Here is a 21,476-nt window from a genome sequence, read left to right on the forward strand (position 1 = left end):
AAAATAAGCGTTTTTTTCAGGCCGCCACCTATGCCGAAATTTTTAATCGCACTGATTTCGCTATGCTGCATTCTGTCGGCCCACAGCGCAGTCTCAGCAGCAACAGCAGCTGCCGCAACTACCGCAGGCACGCCAGCGCCGATCGAAATCGGCATGATCGAGGGCATGTCGGGCCCGTTCGCCAATGCCGGCGCTGCAGTGCAGCGCAACGTGCAACTGGCTATTGAGCGGATCAATGCCCGCGGCGGGGTCGCTTTGCCGGACGGCAAGCATGCGCTGCAATTGCGCATTTTCGACAACAAGCAAAGCGTCGAAGCGTCGCTGGTCGAATTCAGGCGCGCCACCGATTTGGGCATTCCCTTCATTATCCAGGGCAACAGTTCGGCGGTAGCGCTGGCCTTGGTCGATGCAATCAACAAGCATAACCAACGGGTACCGAAGCAGCGCGTGCTGTTCTTGAATTATTCCGCCGTCGATCCGGCCCTGACCAATGACAAATGCAGTTTCTGGCACTTCCGTTTCGATGCCAGCGCCGACATGCGCATGCATGCGCTGACCGAAGTCATCAAGACCGATAGCCGCGCCCGGCGGGTGTATCTGATCGGCCAGGATTACAGCTTCGGCCGCCTGGTGGCGCAGGCGGCGCGCAGCCAGTTGCGCGTAAAACGGCCCGACATCGAGATCGTCGGCGAACTGCTGCATCCGATCGGCAAGATCAAGGATTTCGCACCCTATATCGCCAAAATCAAGGCCAGCGGGGCCGATACCGTGATTACCGGCAACTGGGGCAATGACCTGACCTTGCTGGTCAAGTCGGCCCGCGAATCCGGTCTGAACGTCAAGTTTTATACCTTCTATGGCAACGGCCTGGGCGCGCCGGCAGCCATCGGCGAGGCGGGCGTGGGCAGCGTGCGCGCGGTGGCCGAGTGGCATCCGAACGCCGGCGGCGGCAAAAAATCGGCTTCCGACCAGTTCTATCGGGCGTTCCGGCAGCGCTATCCGCAACCGGAAGACGATTACGTCCACCTGCGCATGCATCTGATGATAGAAATGCTGGCCAGAGCCATCGAAAAAGCCCACAGCACCGAGGCCGCAGCGGTGGCAACTGCGCTCGAAGGAGCGCGTTTTGCCAACGCCTTCCATAGCGCCGCCATGCGCGCCTCCGACCACCAACTGATCCAGCCGCTGTATGTGTCGGTGATGCAAAAACTGGCCGACGGCAGCATCCGCTTTGACAACGAAGGCAGCGGCTTCGGCTTCAAGACCGAACTTTACCTGAGAGGCCCGGCCACCGCATTGCCGACCAGTTGCCGCATGGCGCGCCCGCATTGAAGCTAAAACCAGCCGCGTAACATGCGTCGTTTGCCTGCCGCAAGGCGCTGATATCTGCTACGCTGATAATTTACATAACGGAGAACAATCATGACCCAAGGTAATATGTTTGGCGCAGGACCGATGACCGATACGCTCGATTTCGTCAAGAAGCTATGGGGCGGCATGAGCGTTCCCGGCATGCCGGCGATGGTAGCGCCGACCCTGTCGGTGGAAGAGCTGGAGCAGAAAATAGCCGACCTGAAGGCGGTCGAAACCTGGCTCAACGTCAACATGACCATGTTGCGCAATACGATCCAGACCATGGAAGTGCAGCGCGCCACCATCGGCACACTGCAATCGATGAGCAGCGCCTTCCAGACGGCAGTCAATAGCAGCACCGAAGAAAAATTCGATACCAGCGCATTCTGGTCGGCACTGCAATCCGGGAACACCAGCCCGGCTGCGCCCGCCATCACTCCGCCTACGCCGCCAACACCGCCAGCACCAAAGGCGACGGTGAGCGCGCCGTCGGAACTTGCGGCCCAGATGGCCAGCCCGGCCGCATGGTGGGACATCCTGCAGAATCAGTTCAAGCAAGCGGTCAGCAATGCGATCGTCGAACCGGAAACCAAAGCCACCAGCGTTGCCGCAACGCCCACAACCCCAGCCGCGCCGCACAAACCCGCCGCCAAACCTACCCCAAAACCGGCTGCAGCAAAACCTGCGCCAGCCGCACCCAAGCGCAAGCCTGCGCCCAAAGCCTGAACCGGCAGCAAGCAGCGCGGCTTACCGCCGCTCCGGCTTGCTTTGCCGCATTGGAAGTCCTGGGTTCCGTCGCTGATTACAGGAGTATGACTGAAATATGGCACTTTTACGCATGGTTTAATTGACATATAAAAAATACACAATACAGTATATTCTCACCCTAAACTCAGCCAAGGTTGCCCTTTACCGCATACAGGGATGCGCTATGCGTGGTTTTCCCGCGCAAAGGCGCGATCTTCCCTGCCAGCAATTGCGGATATTGATCCAGCAGGGATGTATGCAATTTCTGCACCGACACGTCTTCGATGGTGCGTGGGTGCGGCAGATTGACTGGAAAATCCAGGATCACTCTGGAAGGCTGGGCCGAGAGGAACAAAATCCGGTCGGCCAGACTGAGCGCTTCGCGCAGGCTGTGGGTGACGAACAATACGGTGGGGCACGTGCGTTGCCACAGGTCTTGCAGCAGGATTCTGAGCTGATTGGCGGTGGGTGCATCGAGCGACTGAAACGGCTCGTCCATCAGCAATACATCCGGCTCGACGATGAAGGCCCGCAGCAGCGCAACCCGGCGCTGCATGCCGCCCGATAATTGGCCGGGAAACATGGCGCCGCAACCCGGCAAGCCCACTTGCGCCAGCAAATCCGGCAATTTCGCGACTTGGTGTGCGTGCGCTTGCGCGCTTAGAACCAGCGCCAAATTTTGCTGCACGGTGAGCCACGGCATCAGGCGCGGCTCCTGGAACATGAAGCCGGTCCCGGGGCTGGCCTGCCGCGCTGGCACCGAGTGCAACGCGATGCTGCCATCCATATCCCGATCAAGCCCGGCGATCAGATTGAGCAAGGTCGTCTTGCCGGTGCCGGACGGGCCGACAATCGCGACAAACTCGCCCGGCTGCGCGGTAAATGCCAGATTTTCAATCGCGCAGCAGCCGTTCGCATACGTTTTCTTGCGGATATCTACCGTCAGCAAAGCCATCCTAGATTCCTTAGTTGGACAGGCGTGAGTGTGCATTTTTCCGGCCCTCTGGCTAGGCGAGACGACGAAGCGGACTGCATTCCGCTAGGAGGAGCAACAACGCCAGAGGGCCGGAAAAGTGTGCAATCGCACATGTAGCGTGCTCACCCAAACGGCGAACTGCTTAATCATGAAAAATTTCAATGAATTCATATGTTTATCGAAGATAATAAGCGGTCAACTGAGGAATCTAGGATCATATTCGCCACCGGTTCAGGTGCGTTTCCAGCGGGCGCAACAATAAAACTTCGACACTGAATATGACCAATGCAAAGGCTAGCGTGTAAGCCAGAATGCCGGTGATATCAAAAAAGTGGAAAAAACTACTAATCTGAAAGCCGACCCCGTTGCTGCGTCCCAGCAGTTCCACCACCAGTACGATTTTCCAGATCAGCGCCAGGCCGTTGCGGGCCGAACCGAACAGATAGGGCGTGAGTTGCGGCAAATACACTTTGAAGAAAGTATCGCGGCGCGATAAGCGATATACCCTGGCCACGTGCAGCAGGTTTTTATCCACCGCTCGCGCACCTTCGCGCAGGCTGACGGCAACCATCGGGATTTTATTCACGGTGACGGCGATCACGGCCGCCGTTTCGGACAGGCCGAACCAGATGTAGCACAGGATAATGGTTACCAGCGCGGGGATATTCAGCCCCAGAATAAGGAAAGCGTCGAGCAAGCGATCCCAGTTCTTCGATCCGCCCATGAGTATCCCCAAGGCCACGCCAATCAGCATCGCAGCGACAAAACTGAGCGCGACCCGGCGCAACGTCATGCCGAGATGAAACAGTAAATCACCGGCATAAATCTCTTGCCACAAAGTGGATATCACCGCGCTTGGTGACGGCAGGGTTTTGCTTTCCAGTGTTATCGCCAGCACTTGCCACAGGCAGACAAACAGGAAAACAGGCAGGATGCGGGCCCACCGGCTTTGCGCGAACCGGGTACCGGGGCGCACAGCGGATTTCAATGCGGGTTTCAAGGCGTTTTGCATGGCGGAAGGGTAAAACCGGGCCAAAAAGTACCGCTGGCTAGGCTCTTTGACTTGCCGACCAGTTTTTCGCCGCCGCTGTCTGCCAGAATTTTGAAGGTGGCGGCGACCGCCTTCAGTGTGTCTGGATCGGAGCAGACTGGAATACCGGCGCGAAATTTCGCCCGCAGCGCCTTGAATACCGCATCGTTTTCAGCCCGCATTTTCGGTCTCAGCCGGTCCCATTGCGCGTCCGAAGTAGCCAAGATGGCTTTCGCTTCATACGATGCAGCCAGGAAATTTTTGACCGCCGCACTATTGGCTGTCGCCCAATCTTCACGAAACACCCAGCCGATCAACGGAATCGGCTTTGCTATCCCCAGCCCCTTGAGAATTTCCGGCACTTCAATTAATGGATGCATCCCGCTCACTTCCAGGCGCGCCGCATAGTGCCAGAAATTCAGAGCCGCATCGACTTGCCCGCGCAACGCCAATTCATTCAGCAATGGCGGCGCTGCATAGCTGGGCTGGGTGAATTGGGTCAGATCGACGCCGAGCTTGCGCTGCGCGTAAGCGCGCAGCAATAGCCAGGTTTTATCCGCCGGGCCGCCGGCAATGCCCAGCTTTTTGTCCTTCAAATCGGCTAACACTTTAATGCCGCTATCGGACTTGACCATCACCGAACCCACCGCGTTGGAATACGGGGCGAAGGTGTACAGATTGGACTCGGCGCGCTGGCGGTTGACCCAGATCCAGTCGGATACGATCATGTCAACCGCGCCGCCTTGCAGCGCAATCGTGGAGGCATCGCCCGACGCCAGCGGTACGATTTGCATATCTATGCCGCGCTTCTTGGCCAGTGCCAGGGTTTGGATTACATCCAGTTCCCAATTGACGGTGCCGAATTCCAGCACGCCCACCCGCACTGTTGTTAATGTTAATGGCTGGTCATTCGCGTATAGATTGGTCAGCGGGAGCAGTAAGAGCAACAGCAGTGCGCCTAAAATACGAAAGTAGAAACGAGTGGACATAATGCTGCTCCATGCGAAATAGCGGAGGATGGTTTCAACCCGGGTTTACACCGATTTAATCAATCCCCGTTGCGGGTCATAGCCGACTGCGGCAATCAGGTAAAAGACCACGGTGCTGGCGGCAACCACTGCCAGCGAAGTCGGCTCGATCTGGCCATACAAGCTAAAGCGCAGTGCTTCGATTGCATGGGTAAACGGATTGAGCCGGGTCAGCAGATGAATCCATAGTGCACCGGATTCCTCGATTTTCCACAGCGGATACAAGGCGGTCGACAAGAAGAACATCGGAAAAATCACGAAGTTCATGGTGCCGGCGAAATTTTCCAATTGCTTGATGTAGACCGACAGCATCAGACCGAATGCAGACAGCATCAACGCGCCCAGCGCCAAAACTGGCATGGCGATAACGATTTGCCTGATGGTAAGGTCGATGCCGAACAGCAGCGCCAGTATAAAAAAAGCGATTGCCTGCAGGACCGACAGGAAAGTGGTGCCAGCCAGCTTGCATCCCAACAAATAAGCGCGCGGTAACGGCGCGGTCAGCAACAAACGCATCACGCCCATCTCGCGGTCGTACACCATCGCCAACGAGGATTGCATGCCGTTGAACAGGCACACCATCATCGCCAGCCCAGGCACCATATAGACCCGATATTCGACGTAAGTGTCATACGGCGGCAGGATCGCCACCCCGAAAACGTTCTGGAATCCGGCGGCAAACACCACCAGCCACAAGGCTGGCCGCACCAGCGACGAAATCAACCGCCCGGGCTGGCGCAAGAACTTGTGAATTTCGCGGCCGGCAATCGCGCGCAGAGCCAGCAAGGCGTGCGCGGTTCTCATTTCTTGTTTCCTGAGACGTTGTTACCGCTATCGCTGAGTTTGCAGGGCGATTCCCTCTCATCTGCGCCCAAGGTATCGAGATTATTGCGGGGGTGCAAAAAACCATCGAAAGGCGCCACTCCGGCGATCCCGCCGCCGATGCCGCCGTGCGCCAGAAACACCGGTTGCCGTAACTGCTGATCCCAAAGGCGAAACGACACGCGCGCGCCTTTGAAGCCATCCAGCACCAGATCCGTGCTGCGCAAGGCGCGCCGATGTTGGCGCGCATCCGGCACTTTGAGCGCGACATCGATGATGGCCTTGGTGGCAATCCATGCGGCCCAATCGGCACCCGCCATCGGCCGGTTCGCCACTTTCTTGAAACGCCGCGACAATTGCGGCGCGCCATAGCGCTCCCATGAGGTTTGCCAGGCTTCGGCCACCAAGCCGGCGCTACCAACCACCGGACGCGGCAGATTGGTGCGGTAAGGCACATCGCGCGCGAATTCACCGTCGGCGTCCACCACCCACACCGCATCGGCATCAATCCCTGCCGTGAGCAATGCCACATTGCCCAGATCGCGCTCGCGCGGATCATTCGACAGCTTGAAAAGCTTGTCGGCCACCACCTTGATACCGTAGCGCTTGATCGCCTTCCTGGTCGCTGCGATGCGGGATGCATCGGCAGCTGCGGTGCTGGTCAGCAGCAGCACTCTGGTCCACTTGTGCGCGGTGAGGAATTGTGCGGTCGCATCCGCCATCATCGATTCGTCCGGCAGCGTATGAAACAGGTTCGCGCTGCAGGCGGCGCGGCGCAAGTTGTCCTCCGGCGCCGATACATTGAACAGCAGGACGTCGGTGGTTTGCAGTGCTTTACTCAATTCCGCCACAGTCGCGCCAGGCAGATCCAGCAGAAAATTCCGAACGCCCTTCTGCGCCATTGCAACGATCTGCTTCTGTGCCTGTTGGACGTTATCCAGCGGCACATCCTGCAACGCGATTTTCAAACCCGCATTGGCTAGCTGAAAGTTCGATTCAGCGATGGCGACTTCGGCCCCCGCTTTGGGCCGGCCCAGCGGATGGCCGGGATAACTTTTATCCAGCAGCTTAGCTGCATAGCGCGCATCGTCCGGCGCATACACGACGCCGATCGTCAATGTGCGCGCCTGTATTGCGCAACTTGCAGTTGCCAGCAAGATGCACGCCAGAACCTTGCACGCCAGCACCCTGCGCCAGCGGCCGAGTCTGAAATCAATAGCCGGATTAATCATCGATCACCACGCTATGCGGCACCCGGCCGGCCTTCACTGTTTTCACGGCGCGACCCTGGGCAACATCGACCACCGAGACATCGTCCGACAAGCCGTTGGCAACATACAGCGTCGCATTGTCGCGCGACAGCGCCAGGCCCCAGGCGCGTTTGCCGACCAGGATCAGGTTCTTCACTTTCCGGCTCGCCACGTCGACCACCGCCACATGGTTGGCCTTGCCCAGCGCCACGTACGCGGTTTTGCCATCGGCGGCCATCAGCAGGCCCACCGGAGTGACATCGTCGGCGCGGAAACCCTTGGGCTGGAATTTGACGGTGCCGGCAACGCTATTGTCAGCAGTGCGGATGATGCTCACCGAACCGCCACGTTCACAGGTAACCCATAGCTCTTTGCCGTCCGGGGTCAGCGCAAAGCGGCGCGGCCGCTTGCCGACTTCGATATTCTTGATGATCTTGCCGCTGGCAATGTCGATCACATGCACCAGGCTGGCCACTTCCGAGGTCGCATATAAGGTCTTGCCGTCCGGCGTCACCAATACGCCTTCCGGCTCTTCGCCTACCGTGATCTCGCTCAGCACTTTTTTGCTGGCAAGATCAACCGCCACGATGGTGGCATCGTCTTCATTGGAGAAATAGAGCTTCTTGCCATCGGGTGACAGATCGAAAATTTCAGCGCCCTCTTGCAACTTGATCTTGTCGACTACTTTTTTGCTGGCGACATCGACCACGATGGCACTGCCGTCATCGCCGCATAAGGCGATCAGCCGTTGTCGATCGATTGTCAATTGCATGTGACGCGGGCGCTTGCACGCGTTGATGGTTGCGATCTGTTGCTGCGTCTTGCCGTCCAGTACGGTGATCTGATTGTCTTTTTCACTGGAGATAAACACCGCTCCGGTTTGTTTGGCCGCTGCCGATGCAGAAAATGCAATCGCAACAGCCATTGCACACGTGGGCAAAAGTTTTTGGATTTTTATTGTCATGCTGCTGCGTCTCCCTTGGTACTTATTCAGTCAAGCGTAAAAAAGCATCGGTCAATGTTGCGCATTCCTGGCTGGCAAGCAGTTGTGCCGGCAGCCCATCGAATTGGACCCGGCCTTTGGCCATCACGATGATGCGATCCGCACTGTCGGCTTCATCCACCAGGTGCGTGGCCCACAAGACCGCCATGTTTTGTTCCCTGCACAGTGCTTTGACATCCGCAATGATTTGCATCCGCGAAGCCGGATCGATGCCGACGGTGGCTTCATCCATCAATAGCAACTTGGGGCGCGTCATCAACGCGCGCGCCAACTCCACCTTGCGCCGGTTGCCGCCGGACAGAACTCGGGCGCTGTCTTGTGCCCGTTCCGACAGGCCGAAGCGCGCCAGGCAATCTGCGATGCGCTGTTTTGCTTCAACCCGCGCAATGCCGTGCAGGTTGGCCTGAAACTGCAGATTGGCTGTAACGCTCAGATCCAGATCCAGGGCCGGCTGCTGGAACACGATCCCCAGTTGCGCCAAGGCGGGAATCGGCGTGATGCCGATATCTGCGCCGCAAATAACAGCGCTGCCCTGGTCGGCGATGAAGAGTCCTGAAAGTATTTGAAATAGCGTGGTTTTGCCGGCGCCGTTGGGGCCGAGCAGCGCCAGAAATTCACCGGCGGCGACATGCAGGCTGACGTTATCCAGCGCTTTGCGCTGCCCGAACGATTTGCAAATTGAAGTCACGCGCAGCGTCATGCTATTTATCCTGTTGTTCCAGGGTCGCACATTCGGCATCGGTGAATAAGCGCGAGCGCGTCAGAAAGCGTTGGCCTGAACCGTTTTCCAGTGAAAACATGCCGCCATTGCCGTTCACCACATCGATGATGAGTTGGGTGTGTTTCCAGTATTCGAACTGCTCGGCACCCATGTAAAACGGCGTGCCATTAATCTCGCCCAAATGGACGTCGGTAGCGCTGATTGCGAATTCACCTGCGGGGTAACACATCGGCGCGCTACCGTCACAGCAGCCGCCGGATTGAAAAAACATCAGCGGCCCGTGTTTCTGATGCAGCGTCTGCAGCAAATCCAGCGTTGCCTGGGTTGCCGTCACGCGTGGGATTGTGTGCGTCATAGATTGACTCCAACGTAGGTTGGTACTGAGCAAAGCGAGCCGGAATCGGTAGGTTGGGTTAGCGGCTTCATCGCGTAACCCGACATTTGCGACTGTGGATGTCGGGTTACGCTGCGCTTACCCAACCTACAACATCAAGGCTTAAAAGAAGCCGAGCGCTTTCGGGCTATAGCTGACCAGCAAGTTTTTAGTTTGTTGGTAATGATCCAGCATCATCTTGTGATTTTCGCGACCGAATCCGGACTGTTTGTAACCGCCGAACGCAGCATGGGCTGGGTACAGGTGATAGCAGTTGGTCCAGACGCGGCCGGCCTGGATTGCACGGCCGACGCGGAAGGCGCGCGAACCATCGCGGGTCCACAAGCCAGCGCCCAAACCGAACATAGTGTCATTGGCGATTTCCAGCGCTTCTGCCTCGTCCTTGAAGGTCGTGACCGATACCACTGGGCCAAAAATTTCTTCCTGGAAGATGCGCATCTTGTTATTGCCGTGGAATATCGTCGGCTTGATGTAATAGCCGCCAGCCAGATCGCCACCCAGATCGCAACGCTCGCCGCCGATCAGTTTGTCGGCGCCTTCCTGGGTGCCGATGTCCATGTAGGACATGATCTTATCCATCTGCTCTTGCGAAGTCTGAGCGCCCATCATCGTAGTTGCATCGAGCGGATTGCCTTGCTTGATGGCAGCCACGCGTTTTAACGCACGTTCCATGAATTTTTCATAGATCGATTCCTGGATCAATACCCGCGATGGGCAGGTGCAAACTTCACCCTGGTTCACCGCAAACATCGCGAAACCTTCCAGGCATTTGTCGAAGAAATCATCGTCTTGATCCATCACATCGGCAAAGAAGATGTTGGGCGATTTGCCGCCCAGCTCCAGGCTTACCGGAATTAGATTTTGCGCCGCGTATTGCATGATCAGGCGGCCGGTGCCGGTCTCGCCGGTAAAGGCTATTTTGGCGATGCGTTTGCTGGAGGCCAGCGGTTTGCCGGCTTCCAGGCCAAAGCCATTGACGATGTTCACCACACCGGCTGGCAGCAGATCCTGGATCAGTTCCATCAGAACCAGGATGGATGCCGGCGTTTGTTCGGCTGGCTTCATCACCACGCAGTTGCCGGCAGCCAGTGCAGGCGCCAGTTTCCAGACCGCCATCAGAATTGGGAAATTCCACGGAATGATCTGACCGACCACGCCGAGCGGCTCATGGAAGTGATACGCATAGGTTTCGGAATCGATCTGCGAAACGCTGCCTTCCTGAGCGCGGATGCAACCGGCAAAGTAGCGGAAATGGTCAATCGCCAGCGGGATATCGACATTCATGGTTTCGCGAATCGGCTTGCCGTTGTCGATGGTTTCGGCAGTAGCGATCAATTCCAGATTGGCTTCGATCCGATCGGCGACTTTGTTCAGGATATTGGCGCGGTCGGCTGGCGAAATTTTGGCCCAGGCATCTTTGGCGGCATGGGCTGCATCCAGCGCCAGTTCGACGTCTTCTGCGGTGGAGCGTGCGATTTCGCAGAATGGCTGGCCGGTAATCGGTGTGATATTGGCGAAGTATTCACCCTTGACCGGCGGCACGAATTTGCCGCCGATGAAATTGTCGTAGCGTTGTTTGAATGGGTTCTTGACGCCTAATTTGCTGATGTCTGCGAGATTCATGTCGTCCTCTTTCTTAAGTGATTATGTCGATTGGTCTTTGCCACAAGTGCGTCGTGCACATACCTGCTATTGCAAGCGCCATGCCAGCCTGGTTTTTCGCGCAGCAAGCCCTGCAATGGCGCATCACTTAGGGTGCCAACGCTCTAGCGGCCTAGGTGAACACATCGATCTGTCGCGCCTGATTTTGCTGAAAGTGGTTGTTTTTTGAACAGTGCAAGAATGACTGTTTCAAATTGACCCAATGTTGGACGCTGCAATCAAAAATGTACGGATACAAGCGATTGACTGGACGCGCGATGTCAGCCTGCTTTCTGCCTGCGAATGGCTGGAAAACAGGTTTTTCAAGGTGATTATCCGATGGCACGTACTTTGCCTATCTCCCTGCCGTTATGTGCTTCACATAATTGGTTCGTCTGTCATTTCAAGAGGAGATTGTTGTGCATATAAAATTATTAGGGTTAATGGTGGGCATTGCGCTGACTAGTGCATCCGCTGCGCATGCAGCGGGCGTAACGGATGCAATGATAGAAAAAAATTCAGACGGCAGCGTCTTGTCGTGGGGAATGGGGCAACAGGGACAGCGCTTTTCCAAACTGACCCAGGTCAACACCAAGACTGTCAACAAATTGACGCCTGCCTGGGCATTTTCATTCGGTGGCGAGAAGCAGCGCGGGCAAGAATCGCAGCCGCTGATTCACGATGGCAAGATGTTCGTGACCGGCTCCTATTCGCGCATTTATGCGCTGGATCTGAAAACCGGCGCCAAGCTATGGAAGTATGAACACCGCTTGCCCGAAGGCATCATGCCTTGTTGCGATGTGGTCAATCGCGGCGCCGCACTGTATGACAACCTGGTGATTTTCGGCACGCTCGATGCGCAACTGGTAGCGCTTGACCAAAACACCGGCAAAGTCGTCTGGAAAGAGAAGATAGACGATTATGCAGCCGGTTATTCGATGACGGCAGCGCCGTTGATTGCCAAGGGATTGTTGCTCACCGGCGTCTCCGGCGGCGAATTCGGCATAGTCGGCCGGGTTGAAGCGCGCAATCCGCGCACCGGCGAACTGGTCTGGATGCGGCCTATGGTGGAAGGACACATGGGCTACAAGTACGACAAGGACGGCAAAGGAATTGAAAACGGTATTAGCGGCACCGTCAACAAGACCTGGCCTGGCGATTTATGGAAAACCGGTGGCGCAGCAACCTGGCTCGGCGGCACCTACGATGCATCGACCGGCCTGGCCTATTTTGGCACCGGCAATCCGGCACCCTGGAACAGTCATTTACGCCCCGGCGATAACCTGTACTCGTCGTCCACCGTAGCGCTGGATGTGGACACCGGCAAAATCAAGTGGAGTTATCAAAGCACGCCGCACGATGGCTGGGACTATGACGGCGTCAACGAGTTCGTCACCTTCGACATGGATGGCAAACGTTTCGGCGGCAAGGCTGACCGCAACGGCTTTTTCTATGTAGTGGATGCAAAAAACGGCAAGCTTGAAAATGCCTTCCCGTTTGTCAAGAAAATCACCTGGGCCAGCGGCATCGACCTTAAAACAGGACGACCAAATTTAATTCCTGCCGGCCGCCCTGGCGACCCGACCAAAGGCGAGGAAGGCAAGAAAGGGAAAACCGCATTTGCAGCGCCCGGATTTTTGGGTGCCAAGAATCAGATGCCGATGGCATACAGCCCGCAGACCAAACTATTCTATGTGCCGTCCAATGAATGGGGCATGGATATCTGGAATGAGCCGATCTCGTACAAAAAAGGCGCAGCGTACCTCGGCGCCGGCTTTACCATCAAACCCAACTTTGACGATTACATCGGCGCGATGCGCGCAGTGGACCCCAAGACCGGCAAAATCGTGTGGGAAGTCAAGAATAACGCGCCTTTGTGGGGTGGCGTGATGACCACCGCCGGCGGCCTGGTATTTTACGGCACGCCCGAGGGCTTCCTGAAAGCGGTGGATGCCAAGACCGGCAAGGAACTGTGGAAATTCCAGACCGGCTCCGGCGTCGTGGCGCCGCCGGTAACCTGGCAGGAAGGCGATACGCAGTATGTCGCCGTCGTCTCGGGCTGGGGCGGCGCAGTGCCGCTGTGGGGTGGCGAAGTGGCTAAAAAAGTGAATTATCTGGAACAGGGCGGCAGCGTTTGGGTTTTCAAACTCGCTTCCAAATAAGGACCCGATCGGTAGATTGCGAGCGCTTGACTCCGGTAGTCGGCAGCAGCTTGTCTCCCTGCTTGCCTGGAGTCATTTTTACTGACGGCTGCGGTCGTCAGTTTTTTTATATCCGGGCTTACGCACGGCCGTAGGATGGGTGAAACCCATCGCATATCGAACCTACATGATGGCTTCACCCACCCTTGTATGCTGATTTATTCGCATTAGTTCGCATAGAATGGTGAAGAATGCGAATAAATTCGCACCTACAGGCAAATGGCATTACCTCGGGGAATGATCGCCGATTTTTTACTGGAGTATGTTAAAAAACATACTTATTTCCGAATTATTTTAATGAAATTTTTAAAATACACTAGAGCAGTATGATCTAAATCAGCACATTGGCAAACCGTGCTGCTCTCCGGTAACGACGCGGTCAGGTTGCTACTGATTCTTGGCTGATAGCTTGATGGAATTCGCGTCGGTGCGAAACAGGATGGGCTGGCTGTTTGATTGCGCGTTGCCATTTTGTGCCTGCTGCGCCTGCTGGACGATTTGCTGTAGCTGTGCGTGCTGCGGCGATTTGCTGCACACCGGGTCGGCGTTGGTGGCGTCGCCGGTAAGCGCAAGCGCCTGGCAGCGACAGCCGCCGAAATCTTTCGTTTTCTCCGGGCAGGTTTTGCAAGGCTCCTTCATCCAGGCATCGCCACGATATTTGTTGAAGGCATCGCTGTGGTACCAGATGTCGCGGATGCTGTGTTGCGTCACATGCGGGAAATCAATGCCCGGCAGCGATTTTGCCGCATGGCAGGGCAGCGCGGTGCCGTCAGCGGCAATGGCCAGAAATACCGCGCCCCAGCCATTCATGCAGGCTTTCGGCCGTTCTTCAAAATAATCCGGCACCACAAACAAGATACGGATCTTGTTGCCAACCTTGGCGCGATAGGCGTTGACGATGGCTTCCGCATGTTTGAGCTGTGCATGCGAGGGCAACAAGTGCGCCCGATTGACCAGGCCCCAGCCGTAATATTGGGTATTGGCCAGCTCCAGATATTCGACGCCCATGTCGAGCGCCATCTGAATGATGCGGTCGATGTGATCCAGATTGTAGCGATGCAGCACCACGTTGAGCACCATCGGATAGTCATATTGCTTGATCAGCTTGGCGACCCGCGACTTCAGATCGAAGGTTTTGGTGCTGGTCAGGAAGTCGTTCATTTCCTTGCTGGAATCCTGGAACGATAGCTGGATATGATCGAGACCGGCATCCCGCAGCCGCGCAATCCGGTCTTCCGTCAAGCCAACCCCAGAGGTGATCAGGTTGGTGTAATAACCGAGCCGGTAGCCTTCGGCAACCAAGTCTTCCAGGTCCTCGCGCAGCAGCGGTTCACCGCCGGAAAACCCCAGTTGCGCCGCGCCTAGTGCGCGCGCCTGCCGCATCACGTCGATCCATTGCGCGGTGCTCAGCTCATTGCGGTTCTGCGCATAGTTGACCGGGTTGTAGCAAAAGATGCAATGCAACGGACATCTATAGGTCAGTTCGGCCAGTAGCCACAGCGGTGGCGCGATGCCAGCCGGCTGATCCTGCTCGATAGTGGTGACGTGTTCAGACAAGCCAGCCGCGCGCATATGCTTCCTTCAGAAAATCCTGCACTTCATCATCCAGATTACTGACTGCAAACGCTTGCTCAAGATCGGCTACGATGGTCGCAACCGCGTTGCTGCCATCACAGCGCTTGAGGATTTCCGCTGCGCTTTGATTCAGCTTGACCATTCCTTCCGGATACAGCAGCACATAGGCATCCTGCACCTGTTCCCATTGCAGACGGAACAGTCTTGATAGTTTGGGCAACTCGGTCGATCTATCCATGTTGCGTCCTTAAATGCGCGCGGAATAGGCCAGTTCGATCGCATCCATCATCGACCACAGCACGTCGAGCTTGAATTGCAAAATCTCCAGTGCGCGCTGCTGCTGCATGCGTGTGGTGAAATGGTCTAGCGTGACTTGCAAGCCATGCACCACATCACGCTCGGCGAGCGAAATCCGGCTGCGAAAGTATTGCAGCCCCTGCTCTTCTATCCACGGATACAGCGTGGGCCAGTTGGCCAAACGTTCCTTATGGATCTTGGGTGCGAACATCTCGGTCAACGATGAACACACGCCTTCCTGCCACGGCGATTGGCGGGCGAAATTGACATACGCATCGACCGCGAAACGCACCCCCGGCACCACGTGGCACAAAGACCACAGTTCACTGCGCGGAATGCCGACCGCCTCACCTAAGCGCGCCCACGCCTCGATCCCGCCGGCATTGTCTTCCCAGCCGTCATGATCATGGATGCGCAAAATCCATTTGCGGCGGGTTTCCCGATCCGGGCAGTTGGCGAGGATCGCGCCGTCTTTTTGCGGAATATTGATCTGATAATAAAAGCGGTTGGCGACCCAACCGCGAATCTGCTCCGGGCTTAGCTGGCCGTTATTCATCCGGATGTTGAATGGGTGATGGATATGGTAGTGAATTTCCTGCGCCAACAACTGGCTCTTGAACTGTTCCCTGTCCCAGGGCAGATCGATGCGCGTTGCTGCTTGCTGCATGACGTTGATAGCGGCGTTCATAGCGTGATTTCCATTCCGTCGTGGGCGATTTCGATGCCATGCCGCAGCAGCGTCGCGTGTTGTTCCGAATCCTCATCGAGGATCGGATTGGTATTGTTGATGTGAATCAGGATCTTTCGGGCAGCATCCATGCGGTCCAGGCATTCGATCATCCCGCCCGGGCCGGATTGCGCCATATGCCCCATGTCGGCAGCAAATTTGGTGGAAAAGCCGTGCTGGATCATTTCATCGACGCTCCAGAAGGTGCCGTCCACCAACAGGCAATCCGCACTGCGCATTGCCGCTTCGACTTGCGGCTCGATTTCACCCAGACCGGGGGCATAAAATACTTTCTTGCCGGTCGCCCGATTTTCGATGATCAGACCGATGTTGTCGCCAGGATGCGGATTTTCCCGATGCGGCGAATATGGCGGAGCCTTGCTCGACAGCGCCAGCGCTGTAAACCGAATGCCATCGATACCCGGCAATTCGATTGCTTCCATACGGCCTTGCCTGATGGGCAGCGGATGCCATTGCACGCCGCAGTAATAGGACAACACCGGGACCAAAGGCAGACCGGTGCTCAGGTCGTCCCACACCGATGCGGTGCAATACAGCGGAATCGGCTTGCCTTCTCGCAGCATCAACAGGCCGGTCGTGTGATCCACCTGTGCGTCCATCAGCAACACCGCGGCAATGCCGGTGTCGCGAGACTGGCGGCAAGGTTGGAGCGCCGGCGTGGCGCGGATTTGGGTCAGGATATCGGGCGAAGCATTGATCAACACCCAATTCTCGCCATCAGCAGAAACCGCGATGGATGATTGCGTTCGTGCTCTGGCATTCAAGGTGCCGCGGCGCATTCCATCGCAATTGGCGCAATTGCAATTCCATTGCGGGAAGCCGCCGCCTGCGGAAGAACCCAATACGATGATTTTCATGATCTGGCCACAATGGCTATATTGAGTGCGGCGCTTGAGTTTGAAATAGCGCTTGAAATAGCATCAGACGCCGCACAGGGACAATTCCTTTAAATCAGCGATTGGCAATGTACATGGTAATTTCAAAGCCAAAACGCAGATCGTTAAAGGCCGGTTTGCTCCATTTCATGATGATCTCCAGGTGTTATAAAGTGTAGGTATGATTTGTGATTACCGCACTGCCATGACCGAATCGTATCGATGACAATGCCAACAATCAATCACCTAAACGCAATTTCCATGCCGCAGCCCGCACCCGCACTTTTGCGTCAAGGATATTTGCCGGTTGACAATGGCCACGCCGTCTATTTTTCCGAGCACGGGAATGCGTCCGGACCGGCCAGCGTGGTGCTGCATGGCGGTCCGGGCAGCGGCTGCAACCGTTCCATGCTCGACTGGTTCGACCTGTCACGCCAGAGGGTGATTTTGCTGGATCAGCGCGGCGCAGGGAAAAGCTTGCCGGCAGGCCATTTGGCCCACAATACGACTGCTGAACTGGTGTCAGACATCGAGCGACTGCGCCAAACCCTGAAGATCGCGCGCTGGTCGGTGGTGGGAGGCTCCTGGGGCAGCACTTTAGGCATCGTGTATGCGGGCAGCTTTCCACCAGCGGTAAGCAGTCTGATATTGCGCGGGATATTTCTTGCCAGCCGGCGTGAAATGCATTGGTTCTTCCAATCGCTCGCTGCGCTGGCGCCACAAGCATGGCTGCAATTGACGGCAGGCTGGACCCCGCAGCAGAAAAGCAATGTGCTCCAATCCTTAACGTCACTGTTGCACAATGGAGCAGCGGCAGAAATGCAAGATGCGGCGCAGCGCTGGAATGATTATGAAGCCGCCATCATGCAGGCAATGACAGGTCAACCAGCAGCACGCCAGTCACATGATTTGGGGAAATTAATCGGCAAATACCGCTTGCAATCGCATTATCTTTCGCAGCACTGCTTCCTGAATGCACGCGCCATTTTCCGCTACGCCCGCGCCGCATGCAAAGTGCCGACCGTGATCGTGCACGGCACCCATGACTGGATCTGTCCGCCGGAAAATGTCATCCGCTTACAGAGATGTATGCCCGATGCTGCGGTTCGCTGGGTCGAAAAAGGCACGCACACCGCATCTGATCCTGCAATCTGCGCCGCGCTAAGCAACGCCGTGCGTGACATGCTGCAATATTCTTGAAATAGGCGCTAAGCCCGGATGATAAGGTGTTACCTGGCTGCGGAAGTCTTGCGGTAAATGGTGTTGCGGGAGACTCCCAACGCCCGCGCAGTGGCGGAAACATTGCCGTGGTGGCTTTCCAACGATTTTTGTATCACTGAAATTTCCATCTGTTCGAGGTTGGTTCCACTGGCAACAAATTGGCTGGTGCTTGCAATCGATGCACGGTTTTGTGTGAATTCGACATCTTCAAAAAAATCGTCCGGAAGATGCTCTTTGCGAATTTCATGGCAGTCCTCGGCCATCACAATCGCGGTGCGCAGCAGATTGGTCAACTGGCGGAAATTCCCTGGCCAGTTATGCTGTTTGAATAACTGCATGATGTCCGGCGCCAACGAATAAATCACGGAGTTCGATTCCAGAGCGAGCACCTTGTTGATCACCGTTTCAAGGTCGGTGCGCTCTCGTATCGGCGGCAATTTGACGACCAGTCCGTTTAAGCGGTAATACAAATCCTCGCGAAACTCCCCTTTGGCAATCTGCTCGCGCAGATTCCTGTTGGTGGCGCAAATCAGTTCCACATTGACCGGAATCGATTTGGCACTACCCAGTGGCGTAACCATACGCTCCTGCAATACGCGCAACAAACGGGCTTGCAAACTCAGCGGCATGTCGCCGATTTCATCCAGGAACAAAGTGCCGCCGTTGGCTTGCAAAATTTTACCGAGGCTGCCTTTCTTGCGTGCGCCGGTAAAAGCGCCATCTTCATAGCCGAATAGCTCCGACTCGATCAGGGTTTCCGGTATGGAAGCGCAATTAACCGCGATAAATGCGCCTTTCGCACGCGGAGAATCGTTGTGGATGGCCTGGGCCAGCAGTTCCTTGCCGGTCCCGGTCTCGCCCATCACCAGAATCGGAATATCGCGCCCCAGAACTTTGGTGACTTTTTCGATCACCGCTGCAATTTGCGGGTCGCCGGTATTCAGGTAACGCAAGCCCGACAGCCGGCGCGTTGTCTGGATGGAGGTCTGCTGGCTGCCTTGCTGGTTTTGCTGTTGGTTTTGCTGTGATGCGCTGTCGGACTGCGGCGCCACATTGGACGAATGCTGGAATACGCTATGGGCCAAGCGCAATTGGGCCCGGCCGTATACGCGCACGCCGTTATGCAGGCACAGATTCAACAATTCCGGCGCTGCGGTACGGTAATGGTCGAACAGCGCGGACACCGGCAAGCCGAACAACGAACTGAATGTATGCGAGTGCAACGCGGAAAGCGACAAACCAAGCTGAAACAGCGCACTGCGATTGGCCGATAGAAACCGTCCATTCGGAGCAAAGGAGGCGATGCCCTCCATCAAGGTGCCGATGAACTCCGGGCGGGTATTGAAATGCAGCAGGATGCCGTCCTGAAAGGCTGACGAAAACAGCTGATTCTCGATCATTTGCGCCGACATGCGCACCAAGGCCATCGTGTGTTTATGGAAACTGCGCTGGTCGCCAGTGACATCGAGAACGCCAATTACATTGCCTAAGTAATCGAAAATCGGCGCGGCAGAGCATGTCAGAAAATGATTGGCCCGCAGGTAATGCTCGCCGGCATGAATCATGGTCGGCGTTTGCTCCACGATGGCAGTGCCGATTGCGTTGGTGCCCTTGCTTTGTTCCGACCAGATGACTCCGGGCTTGAGCGCCACCCGATCGGCTTTTTCCAGGAAATCGTCATCGCCCAGCGTATGTATGATCAAACCGTTAACGTCGGTCAGAATCACCATGTTGTGCGTATTGATGATTTGCTCATACAGCGTCTCCATCACCGGCAACGCATGAATATGCAAGTTCTGATTCTGCTCGACCAAGAACGACAAATCGGAACCGTCCAGCGCATTGAAATCGGGCTTATCGCCTTCAGCGAGCCCGTAGGCAATGGAACGCTGATGTGATTTTTCTATGGTCATGCAGATATTGCTGGCAGCAAGCGTGCCAGCCAATGATTTACAAATATTCACCATCACTGATAGTCCCGAAGTAGTTTTATATTGATATATCGATGCTGAAACTATTCACATTCGGCAAGATTTTTCAGATGAAATCATGAAATTCACCAAATGCATAATAGATATTATGTTTTTTAATGTAGCACTTGTTCAAAAAAGATGCAAAAGCAAGTTGCCATGTTGGGAAACTGCATGGCATGGCTATTGCATGTCGTCTGCCATTAGTTTTAAAACTTAAAAATGGAGACATCATGAAATCAACCCTGAACACCCTTGCCATTGCGTCTTTGCTAGCGGCGGTAACTTTGACGCCTTTCGCGGCCTTTGCCCACGGCGATGTTGTGCCACATGCGGTCGATGCCAAATCCTTGCCGCAACTCGGTGAAACATGGCGCGAAGAAAATCCTTACCGCAGCAACAAAGAAGCGGCAAAACTGGGCGCCTCGGCATACAACCAGAATTGCGCGCGCTGCCATGGACTGGAAGCAATCTCGGGTGGGATCGCACCTGATTTGCGATTATTGGATCGCGATTGCATGGGTCAGAAAAACGAGACTAAAAAACAGGCTTGCTACAAGGAAACCGATAATTATTTCCTGACCTCGGTACGTCGCGGCAAAGTCCGCAACGGCGCCGTGTACATGCCGCCGTTTGAAGGCATCCTCAGCCAGGAAGCCGTCTGGGCCTTGAAGGCATATCTTGAAACCGTTCGCGTAACAGAATAAGCAATTCATTCCATTTCTGCATGGCAGGGGTGGCTGTATCGATAATTCAATTACTTGACGGGAAATGCCATCATGAACAGTTTTTCTTTGCGCCGGACAGGCTTGGCGCTATCGCTGGCCTGTGCGGCCTTGACCGTCGTAGCGCCGGCGCATGCAGATTTGGCAAAAATCAGGCAAGCCGGAGTACTGAAAGTTGCCGTATACAATGATTTCGCGCCATTTTCAGCAAATAACGCTGGCATTGATATCGATTTGGCCCAAGCGCTGGCAAAAAAATTGGGCTGGAAAGTGAGCCTGTTGCCGTTTCCTGCTGGTGAAAACCTGAATGACGACTTACGCAACATGGTCTGGAAAGGACACTATCTGGGCTACGGCCCGGCAGACCTGTTGATGCATGTGCCAGTGGACCGTAATTTGATGGCAGAAAATGACAAAGTGGAAATTTTTGCGCCATACCACCGTGAAACGGTACGCCTGGTTCGCAACAGCACAGCAATTCCCGCATTCGACGGACTGGATGCATTGTCAGGGAAGAACATCGGCGTTGAAAAAATCTCTATTGCCGCCATCGTGTTGCTCGGTGAACAAGATGGCAAGTTCCGGGATGACATCAAAATTTATCCTACGCCGATTGAAGCTCTGGAAGACCTGAAGGCCGGCAAACTCGACGCCGTCTTGGCCAGTCAATCCGAAATCGAATCGGTATTCAAGGGCGATGTCGGTTTTCCGGTGAGCCCGGTTTCCTTCCCGCGCCTGCCGAATAAGGGCTGGGTGGTCGGAATGGCAGTGAAAAAAAATGATGCAGAACTCGCCAGGTTGTTGCAAACAGCGACCGACGAATTAATCGCTTCAGGAGAACTTGCAAAAATATTCGCAAAATATGGAGTACATGTCGTCACCCCGTAATTCAGCACTGT

21 protein-coding genes are annotated in these 21,476 nt (G+C 55.6%); 6 read left to right on the forward strand and 15 right to left on the reverse strand.

Annotated features, from left to right (window positions below; translation table 11 throughout):
* Window positions 1–30 precede the first annotated feature (30 nt).
* Complete coding sequence (locus tag KGFNPO_RS15075; RefSeq protein ID WP_472632052.1) at window positions 31–1,332, forward strand: branched-chain amino acid ABC transporter substrate-binding protein; 1,302 nt, start codon at window positions 31–33, stop codon at window positions 1,330–1,332.
* 90 nt (window positions 1,333–1,422) lie between these two features.
* Window positions 1,423–2,079, forward strand: a complete 657-nt coding sequence (locus tag KGFNPO_RS15080; RefSeq protein WP_472632053.1) for a PhaM family polyhydroxyalkanoate granule multifunctional regulatory protein — start codon at window positions 1,423–1,425, stop codon at window positions 2,077–2,079.
* 166 nt (window positions 2,080–2,245) lie between these two features.
* On the opposite strand, the gene KGFNPO_RS15085 is transcribed toward KGFNPO_RS15080, so the two are convergent.
* The 9 genes from KGFNPO_RS15085 to adh all read right to left on the reverse strand — a co-directional run bounded on the left by KGFNPO_RS15085 (window position 2,246) and on the right by adh (window position 10,947).
* A complete protein-coding gene (locus KGFNPO_RS15085) occupies window positions 2,246–3,055 on the reverse strand; it encodes an ABC transporter ATP-binding protein (RefSeq protein ID WP_472632054.1) in 810 nt (269 codons plus the stop codon).
* A 235-nt stretch (window positions 3,056–3,290) separates the two neighbouring features.
* Window positions 3,291–4,088 carry an ABC transporter permease gene (locus KGFNPO_RS15090; RefSeq protein ID WP_472632055.1) on the reverse strand — a complete coding sequence of 266 codons (798 nt, stop codon included), beginning with the start codon at window positions 4,086–4,088 and terminating at the stop codon, window positions 3,291–3,293.
* Window positions 4,073–5,095, reverse strand: a complete 1,023-nt coding sequence (locus KGFNPO_RS15095) for an ABC transporter substrate-binding protein (RefSeq protein ID WP_472632056.1) — start codon at window positions 5,093–5,095, stop codon at window positions 4,073–4,075. The genes KGFNPO_RS15090 and KGFNPO_RS15095 overlap by 16 nt, the downstream gene beginning before the upstream one ends.
* 45 nt (window positions 5,096–5,140) lie before the next feature.
* Window positions 5,141–5,938: an ABC transporter permease gene (locus tag KGFNPO_RS15100; protein ID WP_472632057.1), complete on the reverse strand. Its 798-nt coding sequence runs from the start codon at window positions 5,936–5,938 to the stop codon at window positions 5,141–5,143.
* Window positions 5,935–7,188: an ABC transporter substrate-binding protein gene (locus KGFNPO_RS15105; protein ID WP_472632058.1), complete on the reverse strand. Its 1,254-nt coding sequence runs from the start codon at window positions 7,186–7,188 to the stop codon at window positions 5,935–5,937. Before KGFNPO_RS15105 ends, KGFNPO_RS15100 begins: the two co-directional genes overlap by 4 nt.
* Entirely contained in the window at window positions 7,181–8,170 is a 990-nt protein-coding gene (locus KGFNPO_RS15110; RefSeq protein ID WP_472632059.1) for a PQQ-dependent catabolism-associated beta-propeller protein, read from the reverse strand. Before KGFNPO_RS15110 ends, KGFNPO_RS15105 begins: the two co-directional genes overlap by 8 nt.
* A 22-nt stretch (window positions 8,171–8,192) precedes the next feature.
* Entirely contained in the window at window positions 8,193–8,909 is a 717-nt protein-coding gene (locus KGFNPO_RS15115; protein WP_472632060.1) for an ABC transporter ATP-binding protein, read from the reverse strand.
* A gap of 1 nt (window position 8,910) precedes the next feature.
* Window positions 8,911–9,285 (reverse strand): DUF779 domain-containing protein, encoded by a 375-nt coding sequence (locus tag KGFNPO_RS15120; protein ID WP_472632061.1) that lies wholly within the window; start codon window positions 9,283–9,285, stop codon window positions 8,911–8,913.
* 141 nt (window positions 9,286–9,426) lie between these two features.
* Window positions 9,427–10,947: an aldehyde dehydrogenase gene (gene adh, locus KGFNPO_RS15125; RefSeq protein WP_472632062.1), complete on the reverse strand. Its 1,521-nt coding sequence runs from the start codon at window positions 10,945–10,947 to the stop codon at window positions 9,427–9,429.
* 461 nt (window positions 10,948–11,408) lie between these two features.
* Between adh and KGFNPO_RS15130 the strand changes: the two genes are divergently transcribed.
* Window positions 11,409–13,127 (forward strand): PQQ-dependent methanol/ethanol family dehydrogenase, encoded by a 1,719-nt coding sequence (locus KGFNPO_RS15130; protein ID WP_472634501.1) that lies wholly within the window; start codon window positions 11,409–11,411, stop codon window positions 13,125–13,127.
* Between the two features lie 426 nt (window positions 13,128–13,553).
* Here the strand turns inward: KGFNPO_RS15130 and pqqE are convergent, their stop codons facing one another.
* The 5 genes from pqqE to pqqA form a co-directional block, all read right to left on the reverse strand.
* Complete coding sequence (gene pqqE / locus KGFNPO_RS15135; RefSeq protein WP_472632063.1) at window positions 13,554–14,738, reverse strand: pyrroloquinoline quinone biosynthesis protein PqqE; 1,185 nt, start codon at window positions 14,736–14,738, stop codon at window positions 13,554–13,556.
* Window positions 14,716–14,979, reverse strand: a complete 264-nt coding sequence (gene pqqD / locus KGFNPO_RS15140; protein ID WP_472632064.1) for a pyrroloquinoline quinone biosynthesis peptide chaperone PqqD — start codon at window positions 14,977–14,979, stop codon at window positions 14,716–14,718. The genes pqqE and pqqD overlap by 23 nt, the downstream gene beginning before the upstream one ends.
* A gap of 9 nt (window positions 14,980–14,988) precedes the next feature.
* Entirely contained in the window at window positions 14,989–15,726 is a 738-nt protein-coding gene (gene pqqC, locus KGFNPO_RS15145; RefSeq protein ID WP_472632065.1) for a pyrroloquinoline-quinone synthase PqqC, read from the reverse strand.
* Window positions 15,723–16,643 (reverse strand): pyrroloquinoline quinone biosynthesis protein PqqB, encoded by a 921-nt coding sequence (gene pqqB / locus KGFNPO_RS15150; protein ID WP_472632066.1) that lies wholly within the window; start codon window positions 16,641–16,643, stop codon window positions 15,723–15,725. Before pqqB ends, pqqC begins: the two co-directional genes overlap by 4 nt.
* A gap of 94 nt (window positions 16,644–16,737) precedes the next feature.
* Window positions 16,738–16,812 carry a pyrroloquinoline quinone precursor peptide PqqA gene (pqqA, locus tag KGFNPO_RS15155; protein WP_472634502.1) on the reverse strand — a complete coding sequence of 25 codons (75 nt, stop codon included), beginning with the start codon at window positions 16,810–16,812 and terminating at the stop codon, window positions 16,738–16,740.
* Between the two features lie 110 nt (window positions 16,813–16,922).
* Here pqqA and KGFNPO_RS15160 point away from each other — a divergent pair, with 110 nt between their 5' ends.
* Entirely contained in the window at window positions 16,923–17,861 is a 939-nt protein-coding gene (locus tag KGFNPO_RS15160) for an alpha/beta fold hydrolase (RefSeq protein ID WP_472632068.1), read from the forward strand.
* A gap of 29 nt (window positions 17,862–17,890) precedes the next feature.
* Here the strand turns inward: KGFNPO_RS15160 and KGFNPO_RS15165 are convergent, their stop codons facing one another.
* Entirely contained in the window at window positions 17,891–19,795 is a 1,905-nt protein-coding gene (locus tag KGFNPO_RS15165; protein WP_472632069.1) for a sigma-54-dependent Fis family transcriptional regulator, read from the reverse strand.
* Between the two features lie 290 nt (window positions 19,796–20,085).
* Between KGFNPO_RS15165 and pedF the strand changes: the two genes are divergently transcribed.
* Together pedF and KGFNPO_RS15175 are read left to right on the forward strand one after the other, a co-directional pair.
* Window positions 20,086–20,559 (forward strand): cytochrome c-550 PedF, encoded by a 474-nt coding sequence (gene pedF / locus KGFNPO_RS15170; RefSeq protein WP_472632070.1) that lies wholly within the window; start codon window positions 20,086–20,088, stop codon window positions 20,557–20,559.
* A 72-nt stretch (window positions 20,560–20,631) separates the two neighbouring features.
* On the forward strand, window positions 20,632–21,465 hold the full coding sequence (locus KGFNPO_RS15175; protein WP_472632071.1) for a substrate-binding periplasmic protein: 834 nt from the start codon (window positions 20,632–20,634) through the stop codon (window positions 21,463–21,465).
* The last annotated feature ends 11 nt before the right edge of the window (window positions 21,466–21,476 follow it).

This window comes from Gelidimonas diazotrophica, from assembly GCF_055694025.1.